At 70.7% G+C, this 19,245-nt stretch carries 23 protein-coding genes; 5 read left to right on the forward strand and 18 right to left on the reverse strand.

Annotated elements, in window-relative coordinates:
- Nucleotides 1–11: 11 nt before the first annotated feature.
- The 15 genes from AC068Z_RS21990 to AC068Z_RS22060 all read right to left on the reverse strand — a co-directional run bounded on the left by AC068Z_RS21990 (nucleotide 12) and on the right by AC068Z_RS22060 (nucleotide 10,748).
- Complete coding sequence (locus tag AC068Z_RS21990) at nucleotides 12–401, reverse strand: gas vesicle protein K (RefSeq protein WP_478557942.1); 390 nt, start codon at nucleotides 399–401, stop codon at nucleotides 12–14.
- A complete protein-coding gene (locus tag AC068Z_RS21995) occupies nucleotides 382–639 on the reverse strand; it encodes a gas vesicle protein (RefSeq protein WP_478557945.1) in 258 nt (85 codons plus the stop codon). The genes AC068Z_RS21990 and AC068Z_RS21995 overlap by 20 nt, the downstream gene beginning before the upstream one ends.
- Nucleotides 636–1,412, reverse strand: a complete 777-nt coding sequence (locus AC068Z_RS22000) for a GvpL/GvpF family gas vesicle protein (protein ID WP_478557948.1) — start codon at nucleotides 1,410–1,412, stop codon at nucleotides 636–638. The genes AC068Z_RS21995 and AC068Z_RS22000 overlap by 4 nt, the downstream gene beginning before the upstream one ends.
- Nucleotides 1,409–1,876: a gas vesicle protein gene (locus tag AC068Z_RS22005; RefSeq protein ID WP_478558631.1), complete on the reverse strand. Its 468-nt coding sequence runs from the start codon at nucleotides 1,874–1,876 to the stop codon at nucleotides 1,409–1,411. The genes AC068Z_RS22000 and AC068Z_RS22005 overlap by 4 nt, the downstream gene beginning before the upstream one ends.
- 26 nt (nucleotides 1,877–1,902) lie before the next feature.
- The gene (locus AC068Z_RS22010) at nucleotides 1,903–2,988 is read right to left on the reverse strand and encodes an SRPBCC family protein (protein ID WP_478557951.1); all 1,086 of its coding nucleotides are present in this window, start codon (nucleotides 2,986–2,988) and stop codon (nucleotides 1,903–1,905) included.
- Nucleotides 2,981–3,550 (reverse strand): ABC transporter substrate-binding protein, encoded by a 570-nt coding sequence (locus tag AC068Z_RS22015; RefSeq protein ID WP_478557954.1) that lies wholly within the window; start codon nucleotides 3,548–3,550, stop codon nucleotides 2,981–2,983. Before AC068Z_RS22015 ends, AC068Z_RS22010 begins: the two co-directional genes overlap by 8 nt.
- Before the next feature lie 19 nt (nucleotides 3,551–3,569).
- Nucleotides 3,570–3,728 (reverse strand): gas vesicle protein GvpG, encoded by a 159-nt coding sequence (locus tag AC068Z_RS22020; RefSeq protein WP_478557957.1) that lies wholly within the window; start codon nucleotides 3,726–3,728, stop codon nucleotides 3,570–3,572.
- Between the two features lie 14 nt (nucleotides 3,729–3,742).
- A complete protein-coding gene (locus AC068Z_RS22025) occupies nucleotides 3,743–3,865 on the reverse strand; it encodes a hypothetical protein (protein ID WP_478557960.1) in 123 nt (40 codons plus the stop codon).
- Between the two features lie 7 nt (nucleotides 3,866–3,872).
- Nucleotides 3,873–4,337, reverse strand: a complete 465-nt coding sequence (gene gvpJ, locus AC068Z_RS22030; RefSeq protein ID WP_478557963.1) for a gas vesicle protein GvpJ — start codon at nucleotides 4,335–4,337, stop codon at nucleotides 3,873–3,875.
- A gap of 32 nt (nucleotides 4,338–4,369) precedes the next feature.
- A complete protein-coding gene (locus AC068Z_RS22035) occupies nucleotides 4,370–4,699 on the reverse strand; it encodes a gas vesicle protein GvpO (protein WP_478558634.1) in 330 nt (109 codons plus the stop codon).
- Between the two features lie 250 nt (nucleotides 4,700–4,949).
- Nucleotides 4,950–5,339, reverse strand: coding sequence for a D-ribose pyranase (rbsD, locus tag AC068Z_RS22040; RefSeq protein ID WP_478557966.1), 390 nt, complete (start codon nucleotides 5,337–5,339; stop codon nucleotides 4,950–4,952).
- A complete protein-coding gene (locus AC068Z_RS22045; protein ID WP_478557969.1) occupies nucleotides 5,336–6,238 on the reverse strand; it encodes a ribokinase in 903 nt (300 codons plus the stop codon). Before AC068Z_RS22045 ends, rbsD begins: the two co-directional genes overlap by 4 nt.
- A 34-nt stretch (nucleotides 6,239–6,272) precedes the next feature.
- Entirely contained in the window at nucleotides 6,273–8,210 is a 1,938-nt protein-coding gene (locus AC068Z_RS22050) for an ABC transporter permease/substrate-binding protein (RefSeq protein WP_478557972.1), read from the reverse strand.
- Nucleotides 8,200–9,735: a sugar ABC transporter ATP-binding protein gene (locus tag AC068Z_RS22055; RefSeq protein ID WP_478557975.1), complete on the reverse strand. Its 1,536-nt coding sequence runs from the start codon at nucleotides 9,733–9,735 to the stop codon at nucleotides 8,200–8,202. The genes AC068Z_RS22050 and AC068Z_RS22055 overlap by 11 nt, the downstream gene beginning before the upstream one ends.
- Nucleotides 9,732–10,748 (reverse strand): LacI family DNA-binding transcriptional regulator, encoded by a 1,017-nt coding sequence (locus tag AC068Z_RS22060; RefSeq protein WP_478557978.1) that lies wholly within the window; start codon nucleotides 10,746–10,748, stop codon nucleotides 9,732–9,734. Before AC068Z_RS22060 ends, AC068Z_RS22055 begins: the two co-directional genes overlap by 4 nt.
- A 149-nt stretch (nucleotides 10,749–10,897) precedes the next feature.
- On the opposite strand from AC068Z_RS22060, the gene AC068Z_RS22065 reads away from it, so the two are divergent.
- Together AC068Z_RS22065 and AC068Z_RS22070 are read left to right on the forward strand one after the other, a co-directional pair.
- Nucleotides 10,898–11,263, forward strand: coding sequence for a cupin domain-containing protein (locus AC068Z_RS22065; RefSeq protein ID WP_478557981.1), 366 nt, complete (start codon nucleotides 10,898–10,900; stop codon nucleotides 11,261–11,263).
- 25 nt (nucleotides 11,264–11,288) lie between these two features.
- Nucleotides 11,289–11,759, forward strand: coding sequence for a hypothetical protein (locus AC068Z_RS22070; RefSeq protein WP_478557984.1), 471 nt, complete (start codon nucleotides 11,289–11,291; stop codon nucleotides 11,757–11,759).
- A 125-nt stretch (nucleotides 11,760–11,884) separates the two neighbouring features.
- On the opposite strand, the gene AC068Z_RS22075 is transcribed toward AC068Z_RS22070, so the two are convergent.
- From AC068Z_RS22075 to AC068Z_RS22085, 3 genes are read right to left on the reverse strand one after another with little or no spacing between them, the layout of a single operon-like run.
- A complete protein-coding gene (locus AC068Z_RS22075; protein ID WP_478557987.1) occupies nucleotides 11,885–12,679 on the reverse strand; it encodes an ABC transporter permease in 795 nt (264 codons plus the stop codon).
- Nucleotides 12,676–13,635, reverse strand: a complete 960-nt coding sequence (locus AC068Z_RS22080; RefSeq protein WP_478557990.1) for an ATP-binding cassette domain-containing protein — start codon at nucleotides 13,633–13,635, stop codon at nucleotides 12,676–12,678. The genes AC068Z_RS22075 and AC068Z_RS22080 overlap by 4 nt, the downstream gene beginning before the upstream one ends.
- Nucleotides 13,636–13,663: 28 nt before the next feature.
- Nucleotides 13,664–14,335, reverse strand: coding sequence for a DUF4097 family beta strand repeat-containing protein (locus tag AC068Z_RS22085; protein ID WP_478557993.1), 672 nt, complete (start codon nucleotides 14,333–14,335; stop codon nucleotides 13,664–13,666).
- A gap of 229 nt (nucleotides 14,336–14,564) precedes the next feature.
- Here AC068Z_RS22085 and AC068Z_RS22090 point away from each other — a divergent pair, with 229 nt between their 5' ends.
- The 3 genes from AC068Z_RS22090 (at nucleotide 14,565) to AC068Z_RS22100 (ending at nucleotide 19,119) form a co-directional block, all read left to right on the forward strand.
- Complete coding sequence (locus AC068Z_RS22090) at nucleotides 14,565–15,308, forward strand: GbsR/MarR family transcriptional regulator (RefSeq protein WP_478557996.1); 744 nt, start codon at nucleotides 14,565–14,567, stop codon at nucleotides 15,306–15,308.
- Between the two features lie 44 nt (nucleotides 15,309–15,352).
- Nucleotides 15,353–17,584 carry an SF1B family DNA helicase RecD2 gene (recD2, locus tag AC068Z_RS22095; RefSeq protein ID WP_478557999.1) on the forward strand — a complete coding sequence of 744 codons (2,232 nt, stop codon included), beginning with the start codon at nucleotides 15,353–15,355 and terminating at the stop codon, nucleotides 17,582–17,584.
- A 245-nt stretch (nucleotides 17,585–17,829) separates the two neighbouring features.
- Entirely contained in the window at nucleotides 17,830–19,119 is a 1,290-nt protein-coding gene (locus AC068Z_RS22100; protein ID WP_451721565.1) for a citrate synthase, read from the forward strand.
- Nucleotides 19,120–19,245 lie beyond the last annotated feature (126 nt).

Below are 19,245 nucleotides of genomic sequence, written 5' to 3' on the forward strand. Positions count from 1 at the left end.
CCCATGCTCGCTCACTGCGGGGGCAGCAGGGGACCGAGAGGCCCGAGGTCGAGGTTGAGGTCCTCCAGGGTGAGGCCGTAACGGTCGCACAGCTCGGCCATCCGGTCGTGCAGCAGCATCAGCGTCAGCCCCAGCCGCTCCTCCTGCTCCTCGGTCAGACCGCCCTGGTCGACCCGGTGCAGGGCCTGCCGTTCCATCAGCTGGCGCAGCAGCTCGACGAGGGTGAGGACCAGCCGGACCAGGTCCCGCTCGACGGTGTCCGGATCGGCGTGCAGCCGGCGCGCGGCGGACTGTCCGGCGGACGGCCGCGGGACGTCGTCGGGCCGGGCCGGGAGCAGCGAGAACGCGCGGCTCGCGGCCTCGGACACCTCCCGCAGCCGGTCAGCCGAGGGGCCAGTCATCGTCGCCACCGTCCTCCGGGGCCGCCGGCAGCGGCCACTGTTCCGCCAGCTGATCGCGCACGGCGACCACCACCGCGCGCAGCGAGACCCGCACCAGGTCGATGTCGGCGATCGACAGCACGACATCGCCGGTGATCACCACTCCGCCGGTGAGCAGCCGGTCGAGCAGGTCGATCAGCGCCACCTGCCGCCCGCTGATCGGCCGGTCGTCGCCCAGGGGCGCGTCGTACCCGCTCATCGCAGCCCGGGCCCTTCGGGCAGCACCGCGAACGAGTACGGCGCCCAGGGGCCGGTGACCTCCACCCGTACGCCGGACAGACCGTCGGCCGCGTGCAGCATCCGGTCCCGGAACTCCTCCGCGAGCCGCAGCGGGACGAGATAGGCGTCGTTGGCCACGTTCTCGCCGGGGCTCTCGGCCAGGTCGCCGGACTGCGGCCGGTGCCGGGCCCGGTCCACGGCCAGCGCGCGGGCCTCCTCCTCGGTCCGCCGTACGACGGCCTCGGCGGACCGCCAGACCTCCTCGCGGCTGTGGTACTGCTGCCGGCGCTGCCGCAGGTAGGCGCGGCCCGACTCTGGCTCGGGCGCGGAGGCCGCGGCGGGCGCGGCCTCCGCGTACACCTTCACTCCCCACTCCACATGGCCCGCCAGCCGGTCCAGCAGCGTGGTGAAGACCTCCTGACGCTCGCTCAGCACCTCGGCGACCCGGGCCTCGTCGCGGTACACGGTGGCCAGTCGCAGGGGCAGGACCGTCGTCCGCGTGGCCAGGGTGTCGACGACGAAGTGATGGGCGCGGGCCGTCTCCGCGAGCCAGTCCAGGTCCTCCAGACGCCGCTTCAGCGCCTCCTCCGAGAACTCCTCGCCGGACACTTCGCTGACCGCCGCGGACACGGCCCCCGCCTGCACGAACGTCACCGGCGCGCCGGCCACCCCGCGCAACCCGGCCGGTGCCGGGGGCGCCGCCGCGGCCGGGGCCGGGACGACGGCGTAGACGTAGCTCGGGCGGCCGCTCACGACTCCCGGTCCCCGTCCTCGGCGTCCCTCACCTTGCGCCGGGCGCGCCGCGGCTCCTTGGCGGGCTCCCGTTCCGGCTCACGGGACCGGCGGGTGCGTGGCGGGAGTTCGGCCGGGGACTCCTCGACACGGCGGCGCAGCTCCTTCACCTCGGCCCGCAGCTTCCTGTTCTGCTCCTCCAGGCGGTCGCGGTCCTCCCGGCGGTCACGGTCCTCGTGCCGGTCGTGCGCGCGGGAGGACAGCGCGGGGTCGTGCTCCCACCAGTCGATGCCGATCTCCTTGGCCTTGTCGACGGAGGCCACGAGGAGCCGGATCTTGATCGTGAGCAGCTCGATGTCGAGCAGGTTGATCCTGATGTCGCCGGCGATGACGATGCCCTTGTCGAGCACGCGCTCGAGGATGTCGGCCAGGTTGGACCCGGACTGCTGGCCGCCGTACGAGGAAAAGCCGCTGGACGAGGGCATGCCGCCGAAGCGGGGCTCGGGTTGGTTCACGATGTCCTCGACCTGTCGTCACGGACGCCGTCGGAGCCGCCGTCCTCGTCGTCGTACTCGTCTTCCCCGTACTCGTCTTCTTCGTCCTCGTCCTCGTCCCAGTCGTCCTCCTCCGGTTCCTCCGCCTCTTCCTCGTCGTACTCGTCCTCCGCGTTCTCGTCGTCCTCCGCGTTCTCGTCGTACCGCTCCTCGTCCTCCTCCTGCGCCTCCTCGTCGGAGCGCACCACCTCGCTGTCGCGGATCTCCCCGCGCCAGCTTCCGGTGGCCTCGCCGCGCATGGTCACGAAGCTGCGGTAGAGCTTCAGGTCGAGCCGTGCGCGCCGGCCCTGGGCCCGCCAGAGGCCGCCGATCCGCTCGATCGGACCCTGGGGGAAGTAGCGCAGGACGAGCAGCACCTTGGTGAGGTTCTCGCCGAGCGGATGGAAGGTGACGACGCCCTTGGTGGTGCCCTTGGGGCCCTCGGACGTCCAGGCGATCCGCTCGTCGGGCACCTGCTCGGTGACCGTCCCCTGCCAGCGGCGGTTCGCCTTGGCCACCTTGACGTGCCAGTTCGACGTGGTCTCGTCCTTCTGCTGGACGTCGACCACGCCCTTGGTGAACCGCTTGAACTCCTGGAACTGCGTCCACTGGTCGTAGGCCACGCGCACCGGGACACCCACGTCGATGTCCTCGATGATGGTCATCCCCTTGCCCCCGGCGTCCGGGGTCTTGTCCTGCGACTTCTTCGTGGCACCCCCGAGCCCGTGCTGCCCGACGTCCTTGGCCTTGCCGACCACGCTGTCCTTGGCATGCGTGGCCGTCGAGGACAGGGCCTCGCCCCCCGGCACGCGGTCGCGGACCCGCCGGGCGCCCCGGGCCGCCGCCGAGGTCAGCGCGCCCGGACCGACATGCGCCTCGCCGAGCTTCTTCGCGCCCGTGTCCATCCGGTGCCCCATGTTCTCCAGCGCGGCCTGGACGCGGGCCTCGACATACTGCTGCAACTCCTCTTTGAGCCGGTCGGTGCCCTGCGGCTGCCCGGCTTTCCCGGCGGACTTGGTGCCGGCGCCCCCGGAGCCACGTCCCGTGCCCTTGCCCTCAGCCATCGTCCCGGCTCCTCGATCGAGAGGTACCGCTGCGCGAGCGGCCCTGCGCGGAGGACGTCTTCTTCGCGGCCCGGCCCGTGCCTGTCTTCTTCGCGGCCCGGCCCGTGCCCTGGCCGGAGCTCCGGCGCCGGGTCTTCGCCCGGGGCTGCTCCTCCTCGTCGCCCTCCTCCGGCTCTTCCTCCTCCGGTTCCTCCTCCTCTTCTTCCTCCTCTTCCTCCTCCGGTTCTTCCTCCTCGTACGTCTCCTCCGGTTCCTCGTCCTCGGTCGCGTGCCCCTTCTCCCGCAGTCCGCTGGTGCGGTTGTGCAGGGCGTCGGCCAGGTGGTCGGCCTTCGCCGTCAGCACGGAGGTGGCCGCCGCCTTCCCGGCACCGGTCAGTTCGGTCCGTACCTGTTTGGTGAGGGTGTTGACGAAGGGGGACTGCTGGAGCGTCTTGCCGAGCTGCGCGGGGTTGACCCGCGACCCGGCCAGCGCCGCCCCGAGCCCGAGCGCGAGCTTGGCCCTCTTCGTCCGGCCCAGCACGTACCCGCCCAGGAAAGCCGCGCCGATCTTGGCGTTGTTCATGGCCTTTCTTCTTTCTGCCTCACGGCCCTTGCGGCCCGGCTCGCCTCACCAGGGCCTCCTGCACCGGGGCGGGGTCGTAGTACGCGTCCTCGGCGGTCCGGACCACTTTGTCGAGTACCCAGCCCACGCCACGAACCGGGGCAAAAGGCGACAGAAGAATCTCGGTGACCAGTCCCACGGCGCCTCCCCGGCTCAGACGAAGCTGTACGGCGGCAGCGGTCCGCGCAGCCGGAACGCCACGCCCTCGCCGTCCCCGAGGACGGTGCGCAACAGGGCGTCCTCGTCCAGGAGGCCCTTCACGTCGTACACGGACATCGCGCGCTCACTCCTCCCGCTCCCCGCCGGAGTCCCGGTCGCGGTCCCGGTCCCGGTCCCGCGAGGAACGGCGGCGCGAGCCGCGCTCGGCGTGCTCGGGCTCCTTCTCGCGCCCCCCGGTCAGCGAGTCGGTGACCGCTTCGGCCGCGCCGGTCAGCGCTCCTTTGCCCTTGCCCTCCTCGCCGCCCTCCGTGACCCCCTGGACGACGTCGGTGAGCTTCGCCGGAGCCCTGGGGCCCGCCTCCAGGTCCAGCCGGTTGCACGCCTCGGCGAAGCGCAGATAGGTGTCGACGCTGGCGACGACGACCCGGACGTCGACCTTCGCGATCTCGATGCCCACGAGGGACACCCGCACGAAGGCGTCGATGACCAGACCCCGGTCGAGGACGAGTTCCAGCACGTCATAGAGGTTTCCCGAGCCGCCGCCACCACCGGCCGCGCCCCCGCTGTTCGCCTGTGGCACCACAGTCATGGTGTGTTTCCCTTCCAGCGAAGGGAACCGGTCTACCGGCCGTCCGCCCTGTCGACCTGCGAGCGCGTGTAGCGGCGCTTGCGCTCGTACGCCACCAGCTGTCCCCCGGAATCCAGCGTCACCTGGTAGCTGGCCATCACACTGGTCGTCTCGGGGATGCGCTCCAGCTCCAGGACCTCGACACCGGCTTCCCAGCCCTGGTCGGTCGGCTTCAGCGACGAGACGGACTCGGGGATCCTGCCCAGCAGCTCACTCAGCTGCTCGATCGCGCTGCGCATCGCCTCCGGAGCGGACAACCGCTCCTCGGAGGACGCCTGCCGGGATGAGGGACGAGCCCTCTTCGGCTCTCGGTCGCTCGTGATCGTTCACCTTCTCACTTTCCGTCCATCATCGCCCCACCCCCGCCTCCCCCGCCAACCGGAAAAATTCTTCGGAAGCCGTGCAACCCTTCCCGGGGGTCGCGGGTCGTACTTGGTGTCAGAACTTCTTGGAGGGGGATCTGGGGGGATCGCGGGGGGTTCTGACACGGAGGGGGAAAGCGCGAGGGGGCCGGGTCGACGGACCGGGCCCCCTCGAAGCATGTCCGGGGCCCGAGGGCCGGCCGGACAGACCTCAGAAGAACACTCCGCAGCGCAGCAGCACGTTCGCGTACGGCCGTGCCTCTCCGGTGCGTACGACCAGACGCGCGTCCCGTGACAGCTCCTTGAGCTTCTCGTGCGGGACCAGGAGCAGCTCGGGGAAGTGCCCGTCCAGCAGCGCGGACGCGGCCGGATTGGCCCTGCGCACCTCCCGCGCGGCCGTGGCACCCTCCACCACCAGCTCGTCCAGCAGCCCCGCCACCACCTCGGCGAAGGACGGCACCCCGGCCCGGAACGCCAGATCGACGACCCGGGGACCGTCGGGCACCGGCATTCCTACGTCACACACCAGCACCCCGTCCCCGTGCCCCAACTCGGCGAGCGCCCCGGCGAGATGACGGTTCAGGATGCCCGACTTCCTCACCGGGCCTCGACTTCGGCCGCCGTCGGGAACGACGCCTGCGCGCCCTCCTTCGTGACCGCCGCCGCGCCCACCCGGGCCGCGTAGGCCGCCGCCTCGGGCAGGGTGGCTCCGGCGCCCAGGCGGTACGCCAGCGCCGCCGTGAACGCGTCCCCGGCGCCGGTGGTGTCCACGGCCGCCACCTTCACGGCCGGGATCCGGGCCACACCGTCGGAGGAGGCCACCAGCGCGCCCTGCGCGCCCAGTGTCACCACCACCGACCGCGGGCCCTTCGCCAGCAGCAGCCGCGCCCAGTCCGCGGGCTCCTCGCTCACCAAGGAGCCGCCCAGGATCACCTTCGCCTCGTGCTCGTTGACGATCAGCGGATCACACGCGGCCAGCACCTCCGAGGGCAGCGGCCGCGGCGGCGACGGGTTCAGCACGAACCGGCCGCCGTCCGCCAGGCTCCGTACGACCTCCGCGACCGTCTCCAGCGGGATCTCCAGCTGTGCGGAGACCACCCGCGAGGCCTGGAAGAGGCTCGCGGCGGCCCGTACGTCCCCTGGCGTGAGCCGGCCGTTGGCGCCCGGGGAGACCACGATGCTGTTGTCCCCGGACGGGTCCACGGTGATCAGCGCGACCCCGGTCGGCGCACCGCCGACCAGCACGCCCACCGTGTCCACCCCGGCCCGCCGCTGGGAGTCCCGCAGCAGCCTGCCGTGCGCGTCGTCGCCGACCCGGGCCAGCAGGGCCGTACGGGCCCCGAGCCGGGCCGCGGCGACCGCCTGGTTCGCGCCCTTGCCGCCCGGGTGGACGGTGAGATCGGAGCCGAGCACGGTCTCGCCCGCGCCCGGCCTGCGCTCCACGCCGATCACCAGGTCGGCGTTGGCCGATCCCACGACCAGGAGGTCGTAGTCGTACATCAGTCGTCTCCCCTGCGGAGGCCTTGAGGGCCCGTCAGCCCTGCCCGAACTCGGCCACGTTCTGCTGCGTGACCACCTTCACCGGCACCATCACCGACTTCTCGACCCGGTCGCCCCCGGCGGTCTTCACGGCGTTGCGCACCGCGATCCTGCCGAGTTGAGCCGGCTGCTGCGCGACGGACGCGTACAGCGTGCCCTCCTCGACGGCCTGCAGACCGTCCTCGGTTCCGTCGAACCCGATGACCTGGACGGACTTCCCGGCCTTCGCGCCGAGCGCCTTGATCGCGCCCAGCGCCATCTCGTCGTTCTCCGCGAAGACACCGTCGATGTCCGGGTTGGCCTGGAGCAGGTTGGTCATGACGTCCAGGCCCTTGGTGCGGTCCCAGTCGGCGGGCTGCTTCGCGACGACCTCGATGCCCGGGTAGGCCTTCAGCCCTTCGGTGAAGCCCGCGCCGCGCTCCCGGCTGGCGGAGGTGCCGGCCTGGCCCTGGAGCACCACGATCCGCCCCTTGCCGCCGAGCTTCCCGGCGAGCGCCTTGGCGGCCTGCTCGCCGCCGGTGACGTTGTCGGAGGCGACGAGCGCGGCGGTGGTCGCGTTGTTCACGGCCCGGTCGACGGCGACCAGCGGGATGTCCGCCTTGTTGACCGCCTTGGCGGCCGGGGTCACCGCGTCGGAGTCCACCGGGTTCACGATGATCGTGCCGAGGCCCTCGCTGGTGAAGTTCTGCAACTGGTTGGCCTGTTGGGAGGCGTCGTTCTGCGCGTCGGTGACGGTCAGGTCCACGCCCAGCTTCTCCGCCTCGGCCTGTGCTCCGGCGCGGATCTGCACGAAGAAGGGGTTGTTGAGGGTGGAGAGGGAGAGCCCGATCTTCTGGCTCTTCGCCTCGGACGTACCGGAGTGCAGGAAGGAGGTGGCCCCGACGACCGCCGCCGCGACGACGGCAGCGAGCAGGTAGGTGACCGCCTGCTTGCCCTTGTCGCCGCCGCCGGCGGGCGCGGGCGTGGCCCCGGCCTTGCGCCGGACCGTGTCCAGCAGCACCGCCAGCGCGATCACGACACCGATGACGACCTGCTGCCAGAAGGCGGACACCGAAAGGAGGTTGAGCCCGTTCCTGAGCACCGCGAGGATCAGCGCGCCGATCAGCGTCCCGGACGCCTTGCCCGTACCGCCCGCCAGCGAGGCGCCGCCGATGACGACCGCGGCGATCGCGTCCAGCTCGTAGCCCTGCGCGGCCTGCGGCTGCGCGGAGGACAGCCGGGCGGCGAGCACGATGCCCGCCGCGGCGGCGAACAGCCCGGAGAACGCGTAGATCGCGAGCTTCTGCCGCTTCACCCGCAGACCGGAGAGGCGGGCCGCCTCCTCGTTGCCGCCGATCGCGTACATGGAGCGGCCGATGTACGTCCGGCCCAGTACGAACGCCGTGAGCAGACCCATGGCGACCATCACCAGCACGGGCACCGGCAGCCAGCCGCCGAGGGTGTCACCGAGGTGCGAGACCGAGTCCGGGAAGGCGATCGGGGAGCCCTGCGAGATCACCAGCGACAGACCGCGCGCCACGGACAGCATGGCGAGCGTCGCGATGAACGGCGGGAGTTTGCCGTACGAGATCAGGAAGCCGTTGACCAGGCCGCAGGCGATGCCGGTGGCGACCGCGAGGAGGACCGCCAGGGCGACCGGCACGCCCTCCGAGGTGGCGCTCCAGGCGAGGACGGTGGCCGACAGGGCCGCCACCGAGCCGACCGACAGGTCGATGCCCGCCGAGACGATCACGAAGGTGACGCCGAAGGCGAGGATGGCGGTCACGGCGGCCTGGATGCCGACGTTGAGCAGGTTGTCCGTCGTCATGAAGTCGCCGGACAGCGCCGACATGGCGACGACGAGGACGATCAGCGCGGTGAGCGCGCCGTTGTCGAGGAGCAGCCGGCGCAGCCCTGAGGCGCCCGTCGTGCTCTTGAGCGTGTCAGCGGCCACGGGGGGCCTCCACTTCGGTCGGGTCTTCGGTGGTAGCGGTGGTGCTCACGGCGAGGGCCATCACGGCGTCCTGGGTGGCCTCGCCGGCCGCGAGTTCGCCCGCGATCCGGCCCTGAGCCATCACCAGGACGCGGTCGCTCATGCCGAGGACCTCCGGCAGATCGCTGGAGATCATGAGGACGGCGGCGCCCCGCGCGGTGAGTTCGTTGATCAGCTGGTAGATCTCGACCTTGGCGCCGACGTCGATGCCGCGCGTCGGCTCGTCGAGGATCAGCACCCGGGTGTCGGCGAGCAGCCACTTGCCGATGACGACCTTCTGCTGGTTGCCGCCCGACAGCGTGCGGACGTGCTGTCCCAGCCCCGCCATCCGCACCCCGAGCTGCTCGGCGATCCGCGCGGCGGCCTCCCGCTGCCCCTTGAGATCGACGAGCCCAGCGCGCGTGGCGGCGCGCAGGGTCACCAGGCCGAGGTTCTCCTCGACCGACTGGTCGAGCACCAGGCCCTGGCCCTTGCGGTCCTCCGGGATCAGCCCGATGCCCGCCGCCATCGCGGAGTTGACGTCATGCCCCTTCAAGGGTGCCCCGGCGACCTTCACCGCGCCCTCGTCGTACGGATCGGCGCCGAACACCGCCCGCACGACCTCGGTACGGCCCGCGCCGACCAGCCCGGCGATGCCGACGACCTCACCGGCGCGCACCTCGAAGGAGACGTCGTGGAAGACGCCGTCCCGGGTGAGCCCCTCGACGGTCAGCAGCGCGGCACCCTTGTCGGTGTCCTGGCGGGGGTACTGCTGCTCGATGGACCGCCCCACCATCAGCCGTACGAGCTCGTCCTCCGGCGTCGAGGCGGGCACCTGCCCGACGGACCGGCCGTCCCGCAGGACCGTGACCCGGTCGCCCAGGGCGGCGATCTCCTCCAGATGGTGGGTGATGAAGACGATGCCCACGCCGTCCTCGCGCAGCGAGCGCACGATGGCGAAGAGCCTGTCGACCTCCTCGGAGGTGAGCACGGCGGTCGGCTCGTCCATGATGAGCACGCGCGCGTCGAGGCTGAGCGCCTTGGCGATCTCGACCATCTGCAGCCGCGCGATACCGAGTTCACGCACCCGCGCGCGGGGCGACACCTCCACCCCGACCCGCAGCAGCAGTTCAGCGGCCTGTGCCTCCATCCGCTTGCGGTCGATCATCCCGAACCGGCGCGGCTGGCGGCCGAGGAAGATGTTCTCGGCGACCGTCAGATCGGGGACGAGGTTGAACTCCTGGTGGATGGTGGCGATCCCGAGCCGCTCGGAGTCCTGCGCACCGTGGATGCGCACCTCCTCGCCGCCCGCCAGGATCCGCCCGGCGTCGGGGGTGTGCGCGCCGGAGAGCATCTTGATCAGCGTGCTCTTGCCCGCGCCGTTCTCACCGAGCAGCACATGCACCTCGCCCCGGCGCAGATCGAAGTCGACGCCGTCCAGCGCGACCACGCCCGGGAAGGTCTTCCGGATGCCCTCGATGCGCAGCAACTCGTCCGGGTCGCTCACGACTTGCTCCTCTTCTGTACGGGGTCCTCGCCGCACGAGCGGCGTACGACGAGGCGGGCGGGGAGGGTGACGGACTCGCCGGCCCGGCCCTCGACGCGGTCGACCAGGGCCCGTACGGCGGCCCGGCCCAGCTCGCCCGTGGGCTGGGCGATCGCGGTGATCGGCGGATCGGTGTGCACGAACCACGGGATGTCGTCGAACGCGGCGAGCGCGAGGTCGTGCGGGATCCGCAGCCCACGCGCGCGTACGGCGTCCAGGGCGCCGAGCGCCATCAGGTTGTCGGCGGCGAACACCACCTCGGGCGGCTCGGGCAGGTCGAGGAAGCCCTCGGTGACCCGGCGGCCGCTCTCGGCCTGGAAGTCGCCCTGGCCGATGTAGGCGTCGGGGAGTTCGAGGCCGTACGCCTGAAGCGCCTCCCGGAAGGACTCCACGCGCTCGCGTCCGGTGGTGGTGGCGGCGGGGCCCGCGATGATGGCGAGCCGCCGGTGCCCGAGGGAGTGCAGATGCGCGACCAGATCGCGCACGGCGGTCCGGCCGTCGGACCGCACGACCGGCACCTCGACACCCGGGATCCACCGGTCCACGAAGACCATCGGGGTCCCGGCCCGGGCGGCGTCCAGCATCAGCGGGGAGCCGCCGTCGGTGGGGGAGACGAGGAGTCCGTCGATGCGCCGGTCGAGCAGGTTCCGCACGTGGTGGTCCTGGAGCTCCGGCCGCTCGTCGGCGTTGCCGATGATCACGCTGTAGCCGAGGGCGCGGGCCTCCTCCTCGACGGAGCGGGCCAGTTCGGTGAAGTACGGGTTGAGCACGTCGCTGATGACCAGGCCGAGAGTGTGGGTCTGGTCGGTGCGCAGGGAACGGGCGACGGCGTTCGGACGGTAGCCCAGTGCCGCCACGGCGGCCAGGACCCGGGTGCGCGCGTCGGCGCTGACCGACGGGTGGTCGTTCAGGACGCGCGAGACCGTGGCGACGGAGACGCCCGCCTCGGCGGCGACGTCCTTGATGCTCGCCATCGCCGTTCCACCTCCTCGTGGAAACGTTGGAATCGATTACATCGACCTTGGTAGAGAGGATTGGAATCGATTACACGGCGCCTGACAAGCCCCCGACACCGGATCGTGATGTTCTGGAAGTTCGGGATCCGTTTCCTCGAGGAGGAGCCATGACAGCGGCGGCGCGGAACGACGTACCCATAGCGATGGAAGGCGGCGGGGTGGAACTGCGCACCCAGCCGATCGGCGGCGGCCTGTCCGTCGGCTACATCCGGCTCCCCGAGGGCACGGACATGGGCCCCGCGATGAAGGGCCTCCCCGACGACGCCTGCCAGTGCCCGCACTGGGGCTACCTCCTCAAGGGCCGCCTGCGGATGCGCACCCCGGACGGCGAGGACACCTACGAGGCCGGCCAGGCCTACTACTGGGCCCCCGGCCACGTCCCCGTAGCCCTGGAGGACTGCGAACTGGTCGAGTTCTCGCCCACGGAGGACTTCGAGAAGGTCATCAACCACGTGAAGGAACACGCCGGCTGAGCCTCGGGCGTGCCAGCATGACGGCGTGGCCGATCTGCTGTGGGACGACGTGAGCGACTTCTTCGACCCGCATCAGATGGGATCACTGCCGGACCTGCGGGTCCCGGACACCTCGGCGGCGGACTGGCAGGCGCTCCTCGACCTCGTCGAGGAGAAGGGCTGGACGTACGAGTACGTGGAGGGCGACACGCGCCTGCCGATGCCTCGGGCGGAGGCCGTGCTGTCCCGTCCGGCGGAGGCGGAGTGCCCGAACCTTCGGGTCCGGCCGGCCGAAGAGGTACTGGCGATCTTCCGGTTCCTCTCCGACGAGGAGATCGACTTCGACGTCGATGTGCGGGAGTTGCAGGGGCAGGAACGCCTCGACGTGTTCTGCGGCTTCCTGCGGGACCTCGGACGGCGGCTGGGCAAGCCGGTGTTGATGGATCCGGAGGGCGCTCACGGTTGTGCGGTGCTCGGGTTCGACGTGACGGCCGATCGGGTCGTCCTGTTCGGGTGAGGGGCGGCGGGGACGCCGGCAGGGCTTCGGGGACGCCGACAGGGCGGCGTGCGCCGACCTGGTGTCGGGGTCACGCCGCCCTGGGACGGGACGGGTCGCGGGAAGTCGCCCGCGCTGTCATGGCGTTACTTCTGGTCCTGGTTGAACTTGGCGGTCGACCAGAAGTAGCCGAGCACCGAGAGGCCGAGGCACCAGGCGAGGGCCAGCCAGCCGTTGTGGCCGATCTCGGTGCCGAGGAGGAGGCCGCGCAGGGTCTCGATGGCGGGGGTGAAGGGCTGGTACTCGGCGATCGGCCGGAACCAGCCGGGCATCGAGTCGACCGGGGTGAAGGCGCTGGACAGCAGCGGCAGCAGGATCAGCGGCAGCGCGGTGTTGCTGGCGGCCTCGGCGTTCGGGCTGATCAGGCCCATGCCGACCGCGATCCAGGTGAGCGCCAGGGCGAACAGCACCAGCAGTCCGAACGCGGCCAGCCACTCCACGATCGTGGCGTCCGTGGAACGGAACCCGATGGCCACACCCACGGCGCCCACCAGGACCACGCTCACGACCGACTGCAGCACGCTGCCGATGACATGTCCGACGAGCACCGAGGGTCGGTGGATCGCCATCGTGCGGAACCGGGCGATGATCCCCTCGGACATGTCGGTGGAGACGGACACCGCCGTCCCGATCGTGGTGCTGCCGATGGTCATCAGCAGCAGACCGGGGACGAGGTAGGCGACGTACGCGGAGCGGTCCGGCTCACCGCCCGTGAGTCCGGCGCTCATCGTGTCGCCGAAGATGTAGACGAACAGCAGCAGCAGCATGATCGGCGTGAGCAGCAGGTTCAGCGTGAGGGACGGATAGCGCCGGGCGTGCAGGAGGTTGCGCCGCAGCATCGTGGACGAGTCCCGCAGGGCCAGGGACAGGTGGGTGCTCATCGGGCGTTCTCCTTGGTCTGGTGGGGGACGCGCGCGTCGCCGCCGGTCAGGGCGAAGAAGACGTCGTCGAGGTCGGGGGTGTGCACGGTCAGCTCGTCGGCCTCGATGCCGGCCGAGTCCAGCCAGTCGAGGACGGCGCGCAGTTCGCGCTGGCTGCCGTCGCTCGGCAGCCGGAGGGACAGGGACTCGTCGTCCCGGGTGCCCTCGCGCAGGGCGGCGACGGCGCTTCGATACGCGGCCGGGTCGGTGAAGCGGAGCCGGATGTGCCCGCCGGGGATCAGGCGCTTGAGCTCGTCGGCCGTACCCTCGGCGGCGATCCTGCCGTCGTTCAGCACGGCGATGCGGTCGGCCAGTTCATCGGCCTCCTCCAGGTACTGGGTGGTGAGGAAGACCGTGGTGCCGCCGGAGACCAGTTCCCTGATGATCTGCCACATGCTGTGCCGGGCCCGCGGGTCGAGCCCGGTGGTCGGCTCGTCGAGGAAGATGATCCGCGGGTCGCCGACCAGCGTCATGGCGATGTCCAGGCGCCGCTTCATGCCACCCGAGTAGGTGGACGCGGGCTTCGTCGCCGCCTCGACGAGGTCGAAGCGCTCCAGCAGTTCCGCCGCGACCCTGCGTCCCTCCTGCTTGGAGAGGTGGTGCAGGTCGGCCATGAGGAGCATGTTCTCCTCGCCGGTGATCAGTCCGTCCACCGCGGAGAACTGTCCGGTGACCCCGATCGCGTGGCGCACGGCCTGCGGTTCGGCGGCGAGGTCGTGCCCGCCGACCCGGACGGTGCCGGCGTCGGCGGAGATCAGCGTGGAGAGGATCTTCACGGCGGTGGTCTTGCCGGCGCCGTTCGGGCCGAGCAGGGAGAAGACGGTCCCCTCGGGGACGACCAGGTCGATGCCGTCGAGGACGAGCTTGTCGCCGTAGGACTTGCGCAGTCCGTGTGCGGCGATGGCCGGGTTGGTCATGGTGGGTTCTCCTGAAGAGGGCGGGCTGTCAGAGGCTGCGGGCGGTGATGTCGCCGTAGGCGGTGGTGGCGCGGATGTTCAGGCCCGCGTCCGGGCCGTCGCTGTTCTTGAGGGCGTTGTGGACGCGGCCGTAGCCGGTGCCGGCGTCCAGGGAGGCGGAGACCCCGCGGGCGGCGCCGACCGTCACGTCGCCCATCTGGGTCTCCAGCACGACCGTGCCGCCCAGGGCCTCGGTGATCCGGATGTCGCCCTTCTGGGTGCTGATCTCGGCGGGGCCGTTGAGGCGGCCGACCGTGATGTCGCCGTCGTGGGCGGTGAGGCGGATGCTCGCGGCCTCGTCGAGCTTGATCGCGCCGCGGGCGCCGTCGAAGGCGACGTCGCCGAGCCGTCCGACGGCCCGGAACTCGGCGGCGGCCGCCTTCGCCTCGACCCGTGAGCCGGTCGGCACCTGGACCGTCACCTCGACGGCACCGGAGGGGCCGAAGTACTGGTTCTTCGCCGCCGGTGCCGCGATGCGCAGGACGCCGTCGTCGTACTCGACCGTGACCTGCTCCGCCGCCTTCACGTCCCGGCTCTTGGCGGTGTTGACGGGCCGGACGTCGACGGTGGCGTCGGCGCGGTCGGCGGCGATGACCTGGACGCGCCCGGCGGGGATGTCGACGACGGCCGAGACCGGGGCGGTGGTGTCGAACTTGTTCATCGTGCTCTCCTCGTGTGCGGTCCGTTTCTGACATCGAAAACGCTACGTTGCATTCAGAGATTCGGCAACAAGCTCGTTGCGAAGAAACCTAGTAACAGCAGGTGAAGTGAGAGAAATCATTGCAATGGAAGGAGAATTAACGCAATGATCGCCACGGGCTTCGTTGCAATAGAGTGGGAGTGAACGCTATGCTGGCGGTATCAGGCAGCACTCGTGGAGGGAGATCCCGATGCCGGGAGGCAGGCTCACCCAGCAGGAACGTCAGCAGATCGCGCTGGGGCTGGGCGACGGGCTCGCCTACGCGGAGATCGCCAGGCGCCTCGACCGTCCCACCTCGACGATCACCCGCGAGGTCCAGCGCAACGGCGGCCCCACCGGCTACCGCTCCGACCTGGCCCACCGCGCGACCGAGCGCCGCACCCACCGGCGCAGGCAGACCGCTCCCCGGGGCGCGCAGGCGGCCCCGCTGCCGCACGGCCGCGACCCCGAGGCCGTGCGGGAGTACGAGGAGACGTTCACGACCCTGTTCATGGCCCAGGGCGTGCCCAAGATGATGGCCCGGGTGCTGACCAGCCTCTTCACCGCCGACGCGGGCAGCCTCACCGCGGCCGAGCTCGTCGAGAAGCTCCAGGTCAGCCCGGCCTCGGTGTCCAAGGCGGTCGCCTTCCTCGAGTCCCAGGGCCTCATCCGCCGGGAGCGCGACGAGCGCCGCCGCGAGCGCTATGTCGTCGACGACGACGTCTGGTACCAGTCGACGATCTCCAGCGCCCACGGCATCGCCCAGGTCGCCGACACCGCACGACAGGGCGTCACCGTCCTCGGCCCCGGCACTCCGGCCGCGGCCCGCCTGGAGAACATCGCCCGCTTCAGCGACTACATCAGCGAGACCATCCTGCGCGCCGCCGAACAGGTCCGCGAGGTGCTCTACACGAAGCCCGCGCCGGCCCCGGAGGCCGAGGAACCCCGGTCCTGAGGGAGCGGTGACCCACTGTCACACCCGGGCGGTACCGTCGGATCATGTCCAATCTGGCGGTGGTCGAAGGGGTACTCGAGCGCATCACGTACGCGAACGAGGAGAACGGCTACACGGTCGCCCGCGTCGACACCGGCCGCGGCGGCGGTGACCTCCTCACCGTCGTCGGCGCGCTGCTCGGCGCCCAGGTCGGCGAGTCCCTGCGGATGGAGGGCCGCTGGGGCTCCCATCCGCAGTACGGCAAGCAGTTCACCGTCGAGAACTACACCACCGTCCTCCCGGCCACCGTCCAGGGCATCCGCCGCTACCTCGGCTCCGGTCTGGTCAAGGGCATCGGACCCGTCTTCGCCGACCGGATCACCCAGCACTTCGGCCTGGACACCCTGACGATCATCGAGGAGGAGCCCAAGCGGCTCATCGAGGTCCCCGGGCTCGGCCCGAAGCGGACCCGGAAGATCGCCGACGCCTGGGAGGAACAGAAGGCGATCAAGGAGGTCATGCTCTTCCTCCAGACCGTCGAGGTGTCCACCTCCATCGCCGTGCGCATCTACAAGAAGTACGGCGACGCCTCCATCTCCGTGGTGCGGAACCAGCCCTACCGGCTCGCCGCCGACGTCTGGGGCATCGGCTTCCTCACCGCCGACAGGATCGCCCAGTCCGTCGGCATCCCGCACGACAGCCCGGAGCGGGTCAAGGCGGGCCTCCAGTACGCCTTGTCCCAGTCCAGCGACCAGGGCCACTGCTATCTCCCCGAGGAACGGCTGATCGCCGACGCTGTGAAGCTGCTGCAGGTCGACACCGGGCTCGTCATCGAGTGCCTCGCCGAACTGGCCGTACCGGACGAGGAGGGCGGCGACCCGGGTGTCGTACGGGAGAAGGTGCCCGGGGAGCACGGCGAGTCCGTGACCGCCGTCTACCTCGTCCCCTTCCATCGCGCCGAACTCTCCCTCTCCGCCCAGCTGCTGCGCCTGCTGCGCACCGACGAGGACCGCATGCCGTCGTTCCGGGACGTGGCCTGGGACAAGGCGCTGACCTGGCTGAAGGGCCGTACCGGCACCGAGCTCGCCCCCGAGCAGGAGGCCGCCGTCAAGCTGGCGCTGACCAAGAAGGTCGCCGTGCTGACCGGCGGCCCCGGCTGCGGCAAGTCCTTCACCGTGCGCTCGGTCGTCGAACTGGCCCGCGCCAAGAAGGCGAAGGTCGTCCTCGCCGCACCCACCGGCCGGGCCGCCAAGCGCCTCGCCGAGCTCACCGGTGCCGAGGCCTCCACCGTGCACCGCCTGCTGGAGCTCAAGCCCGGCGGGGACGCGGCCTACGACCGGGACCGGCCGCTCGACGCCGACCTGGTGGTGGTGGACGAGGCGTCGATGCTGGACCTGCTGCTCGCCAACAAGCTGGTGAAGGCGGTCCCGCCGGGCGCCCACCTCCTCTTCGTCGGGGACGTCGACCAGTTGCCCAGCGTGGGGGCGGGGGAGGTGCTCAGGGACCTGCTGGCCGACGGCAGCCCGGTCCCCGCGGTCCGCCTCACCCGGGTCTTCCGCCAGGCCCAGCAGTCCGGGGTGGTCACCAACGCGCACCGGATCAACTCCGGGCAGCATCCCGTCACCGACGGCATGAAGGACTTCTTCCTCTTCGTCGAGGACGACACCGAGGAGGCCGGACGGCTGACGGTGGACGTGGCGGCACGGCGGATTCCGGCCAAGTTCGGGCTCGACCCGCGCCGGGACGTCCAGGTGCTCGCGCCCATGCACCGGGGCCCGGCCGGCGCCGGCACCCTCAACGGCCTGCTCCAGCAGGCCATCACGCCCGGCCGCCCCGATCTGCCGGAGAAGCGGTTCGGCGGCCGGGTCTTCCGGGTCGGCGACAAGGTCACCCAGATTCGCAACAATTACGACAAGGGCGCGAACGGCGTCTTCAACGGCACCGTCGGCGTGGTCACCTCGCTGGACCCGGTCGACCAGCGGCTGACGGTCCGCACGGACGAGGACGAGGAGGTGCCGTACGAGTTCGACGAACTGGACGAGCTGGCGCACGCGTACGCGGTCACCATCCATCGCTCCCAGGGCAGTGAGTACCCGGCGGTGGTGATCCCGGTCACCACGGGCGCGTGGATGATGCTCCAGCGCAATCTGCTCTACACGGCGGTCACCCGGGCGAAGCGGCTGGTCGTGCTCGTCGGCTCGCGCAAGGCGATCGGCCAGGCGGTGCGCACGGCGTCGGCGGGACGGCGCTGCACGGCCCTGGACTTCAGGCTCGCACCACGCGCGCTGGAGGTCTGAGTGCCACCCTCTCCGCGGCCGCTGGGGAGCGGTGAGTGAAATTTGATCGATCAAACGAGTCGTAAAGGTCACAGAGCCCTTCCGGAGTCCGGTCCGGAGGGGGCAGGATGAGCAGGTTGGCGGCACTGAGTGCCGTCAATAAGCCCAATGGTCGACCCCGAGTGCACTCTCATGCGCCAAATGGGGGATGGTAGAGACAGTCAGGGCAACCTCGAAGAAGAGGCACAACGTCGGTGAGGGAAGACGTGAGCGACAACTCTGTAGTACTGCGGTACGGCGACGGCGAGTACACCTACCCGGTGATCGACAGCACCGTCGGCGACAAGGGCTTCGACATCGGCAAGCTCCGCGCCCAGACCGGTCTGGTGACCCTGGACAGCGGCTATGGCAACACGGCCGCCTATAAATCCGCCATCACGTACCTCGACGGCGAGCAGGGCATCCTCCGGTACCGCGGCTACCCGATCGAGCAGCTGGCCGAGCGCTCCACCTTCCTGGAGGTCGCCTACCTGCTGATCAACGGTGAGCTGCCCACCGTCGACGAGCTGAGCACGTTCAAGAACGACATCACGCAGCACACCCTGCTGCACGAGGACGTCAAGAACTTCTACAAGGGCTTCCCGCGCGACGCCCACCCGATGGCGATGCTGTCCTCGGTGGTCTCCGCGCTGTCGACCTTCTACCAGGACAGCCACAACCCGTTCGACGAGAAGCAGCGGAACCTCTCCACCATCCGCCTGCTCGCCAAGCTGCCGACCATCGCGGCCTACGCGTACAAGAAGTCGATCGGCCACCCCTTCGTCTACCCGCGCAACGACCTGGGCTACGTCGAGAACTTCCTGCGCATGACCTTCTCGGTCCCCGCGCAGGAGTTCGAGCTCGACCCCGTCGTCGTCGCCGCCCTCGACAAGCTGCTGATCCTGCACGCGGACCACGAGCAGAACTGTTCGACCTCCACGGTCCGTCTGGTCGGCTCCTCGCAGGCGAACATGTTCGCCTCGATCTCGGCCGGCATCAGCGCCCTGTGGGGCCCGCTGCACGGCGGCGCCAACCAGTCGGTGCTGGAGATGCTGGAGGGCATCCAGGCCTCCGGCGGTGACGTCGACTCCTTCATCCGCAAGGTGAAGAACAAGGAGGACGGCGTCCGCCTGATGGGCTTCGGCCACCGGGTCTACAAGAACTTCGACCCGCGCGCCAAGATCATCAAGGCCGCCGCGCACGACGTCCTCTCGGCCCTCGGCAAGTCCGACGAGCTGCTGGACATCGCCCTGAAGCTGGAGGAGCACGCGCTCTCCGACGACTACTTCGTCTCGCGCAGCCTCTACCCGAACGTCGACTTCTACACCGGCCTGATCTACCGGGCCATGGGCTTCCCGACCGAGATGTTCACGGTCCTGTTCGCCCTCGGCCGCCTTCCGGGCTGGATCGCCCAGTGGCACGAAATGATCAAGGAGCCCGGCTCCCGCATCGGCCGCCCGCGCCAGATCTACACGGGTGTTGTGGAGAGGGACTTCGTCCCGGTAGAGGAGCGCTGATCGCCCCGAGCGTCCAGGCGGCACCCCTGGACGCTCGGCGCGGAAGTACCAGGCATAGAAGAAGGCGCCCTGGCGCCGGTCCCCCCACGGGCCGACGTCCAGGGCGCCTTCCCATGTCCCGGTGCG

Source organism: Streptomyces sp. NPDC043726 (genome assembly GCF_056436565.1).

Coding starts and splice junctions, on each gene's coding strand:
- AC068Z_RS21990 (WP_478557942.1), bottom strand. CDS start 401: ATGACTGGCCCCTCGGCTGACCGGCTGCGGGAGGTGTCCGAGGCCGCG.
- AC068Z_RS21995 (WP_478557945.1), bottom strand. CDS start 639: ATGAGCGGGTACGACGCGCCCCTGGGCGACGACCGGCCGATCAGCGGG.
- AC068Z_RS22005 (WP_478558631.1), bottom strand. CDS start 1,876: ATGCCCTCGTCCAGCGGCTTTTCCTCGTACGGCGGCCAGCAGTCCGGG.
- AC068Z_RS22010 (WP_478557951.1), bottom strand. CDS start 2,988: ATGGCTGAGGGCAAGGGCACGGGACGTGGCTCCGGGGGCGCCGGCACC.
- AC068Z_RS22015 (WP_478557954.1), bottom strand. CDS start 3,550: ATGAACAACGCCAAGATCGGCGCGGCTTTCCTGGGCGGGTACGTGCTG.
- AC068Z_RS22025 (WP_478557960.1), bottom strand. CDS start 3,865: ATGTCCGTGTACGACGTGAAGGGCCTCCTGGACGAGGACGCCCTGTTG.
- gvpJ (WP_478557963.1), bottom strand. CDS start 4,337: ATGACTGTGGTGCCACAGGCGAACAGCGGGGGCGCGGCCGGTGGTGGC.
- AC068Z_RS22045 (WP_478557969.1), bottom strand. CDS start 6,238: ATGTACGACTACGACCTCCTGGTCGTGGGATCGGCCAACGCCGACCTG.
- AC068Z_RS22060 (WP_478557978.1), bottom strand. CDS start 10,748: ATGGCGAGCATCAAGGACGTCGCCGCCGAGGCGGGCGTCTCCGTCGCC.
- AC068Z_RS22065 (WP_478557981.1), top strand. CDS start 10,898: ATGACAGCGGCGGCGCGGAACGACGTACCCATAGCGATGGAAGGCGGC.
- AC068Z_RS22075 (WP_478557987.1), bottom strand. CDS start 12,679: ATGAGCACCCACCTGTCCCTGGCCCTGCGGGACTCGTCCACGATGCTG.
- AC068Z_RS22080 (WP_478557990.1), bottom strand. CDS start 13,635: ATGACCAACCCGGCCATCGCCGCACACGGACTGCGCAAGTCCTACGGC.
- AC068Z_RS22085 (WP_478557993.1), bottom strand. CDS start 14,335: ATGAACAAGTTCGACACCACCGCCCCGGTCTCGGCCGTCGTCGACATC.
- AC068Z_RS22090 (WP_478557996.1), top strand. CDS start 14,565: ATGCCGGGAGGCAGGCTCACCCAGCAGGAACGTCAGCAGATCGCGCTG.
- recD2 (WP_478557999.1), top strand. CDS start 15,353: ATGTCCAATCTGGCGGTGGTCGAAGGGGTACTCGAGCGCATCACGTAC.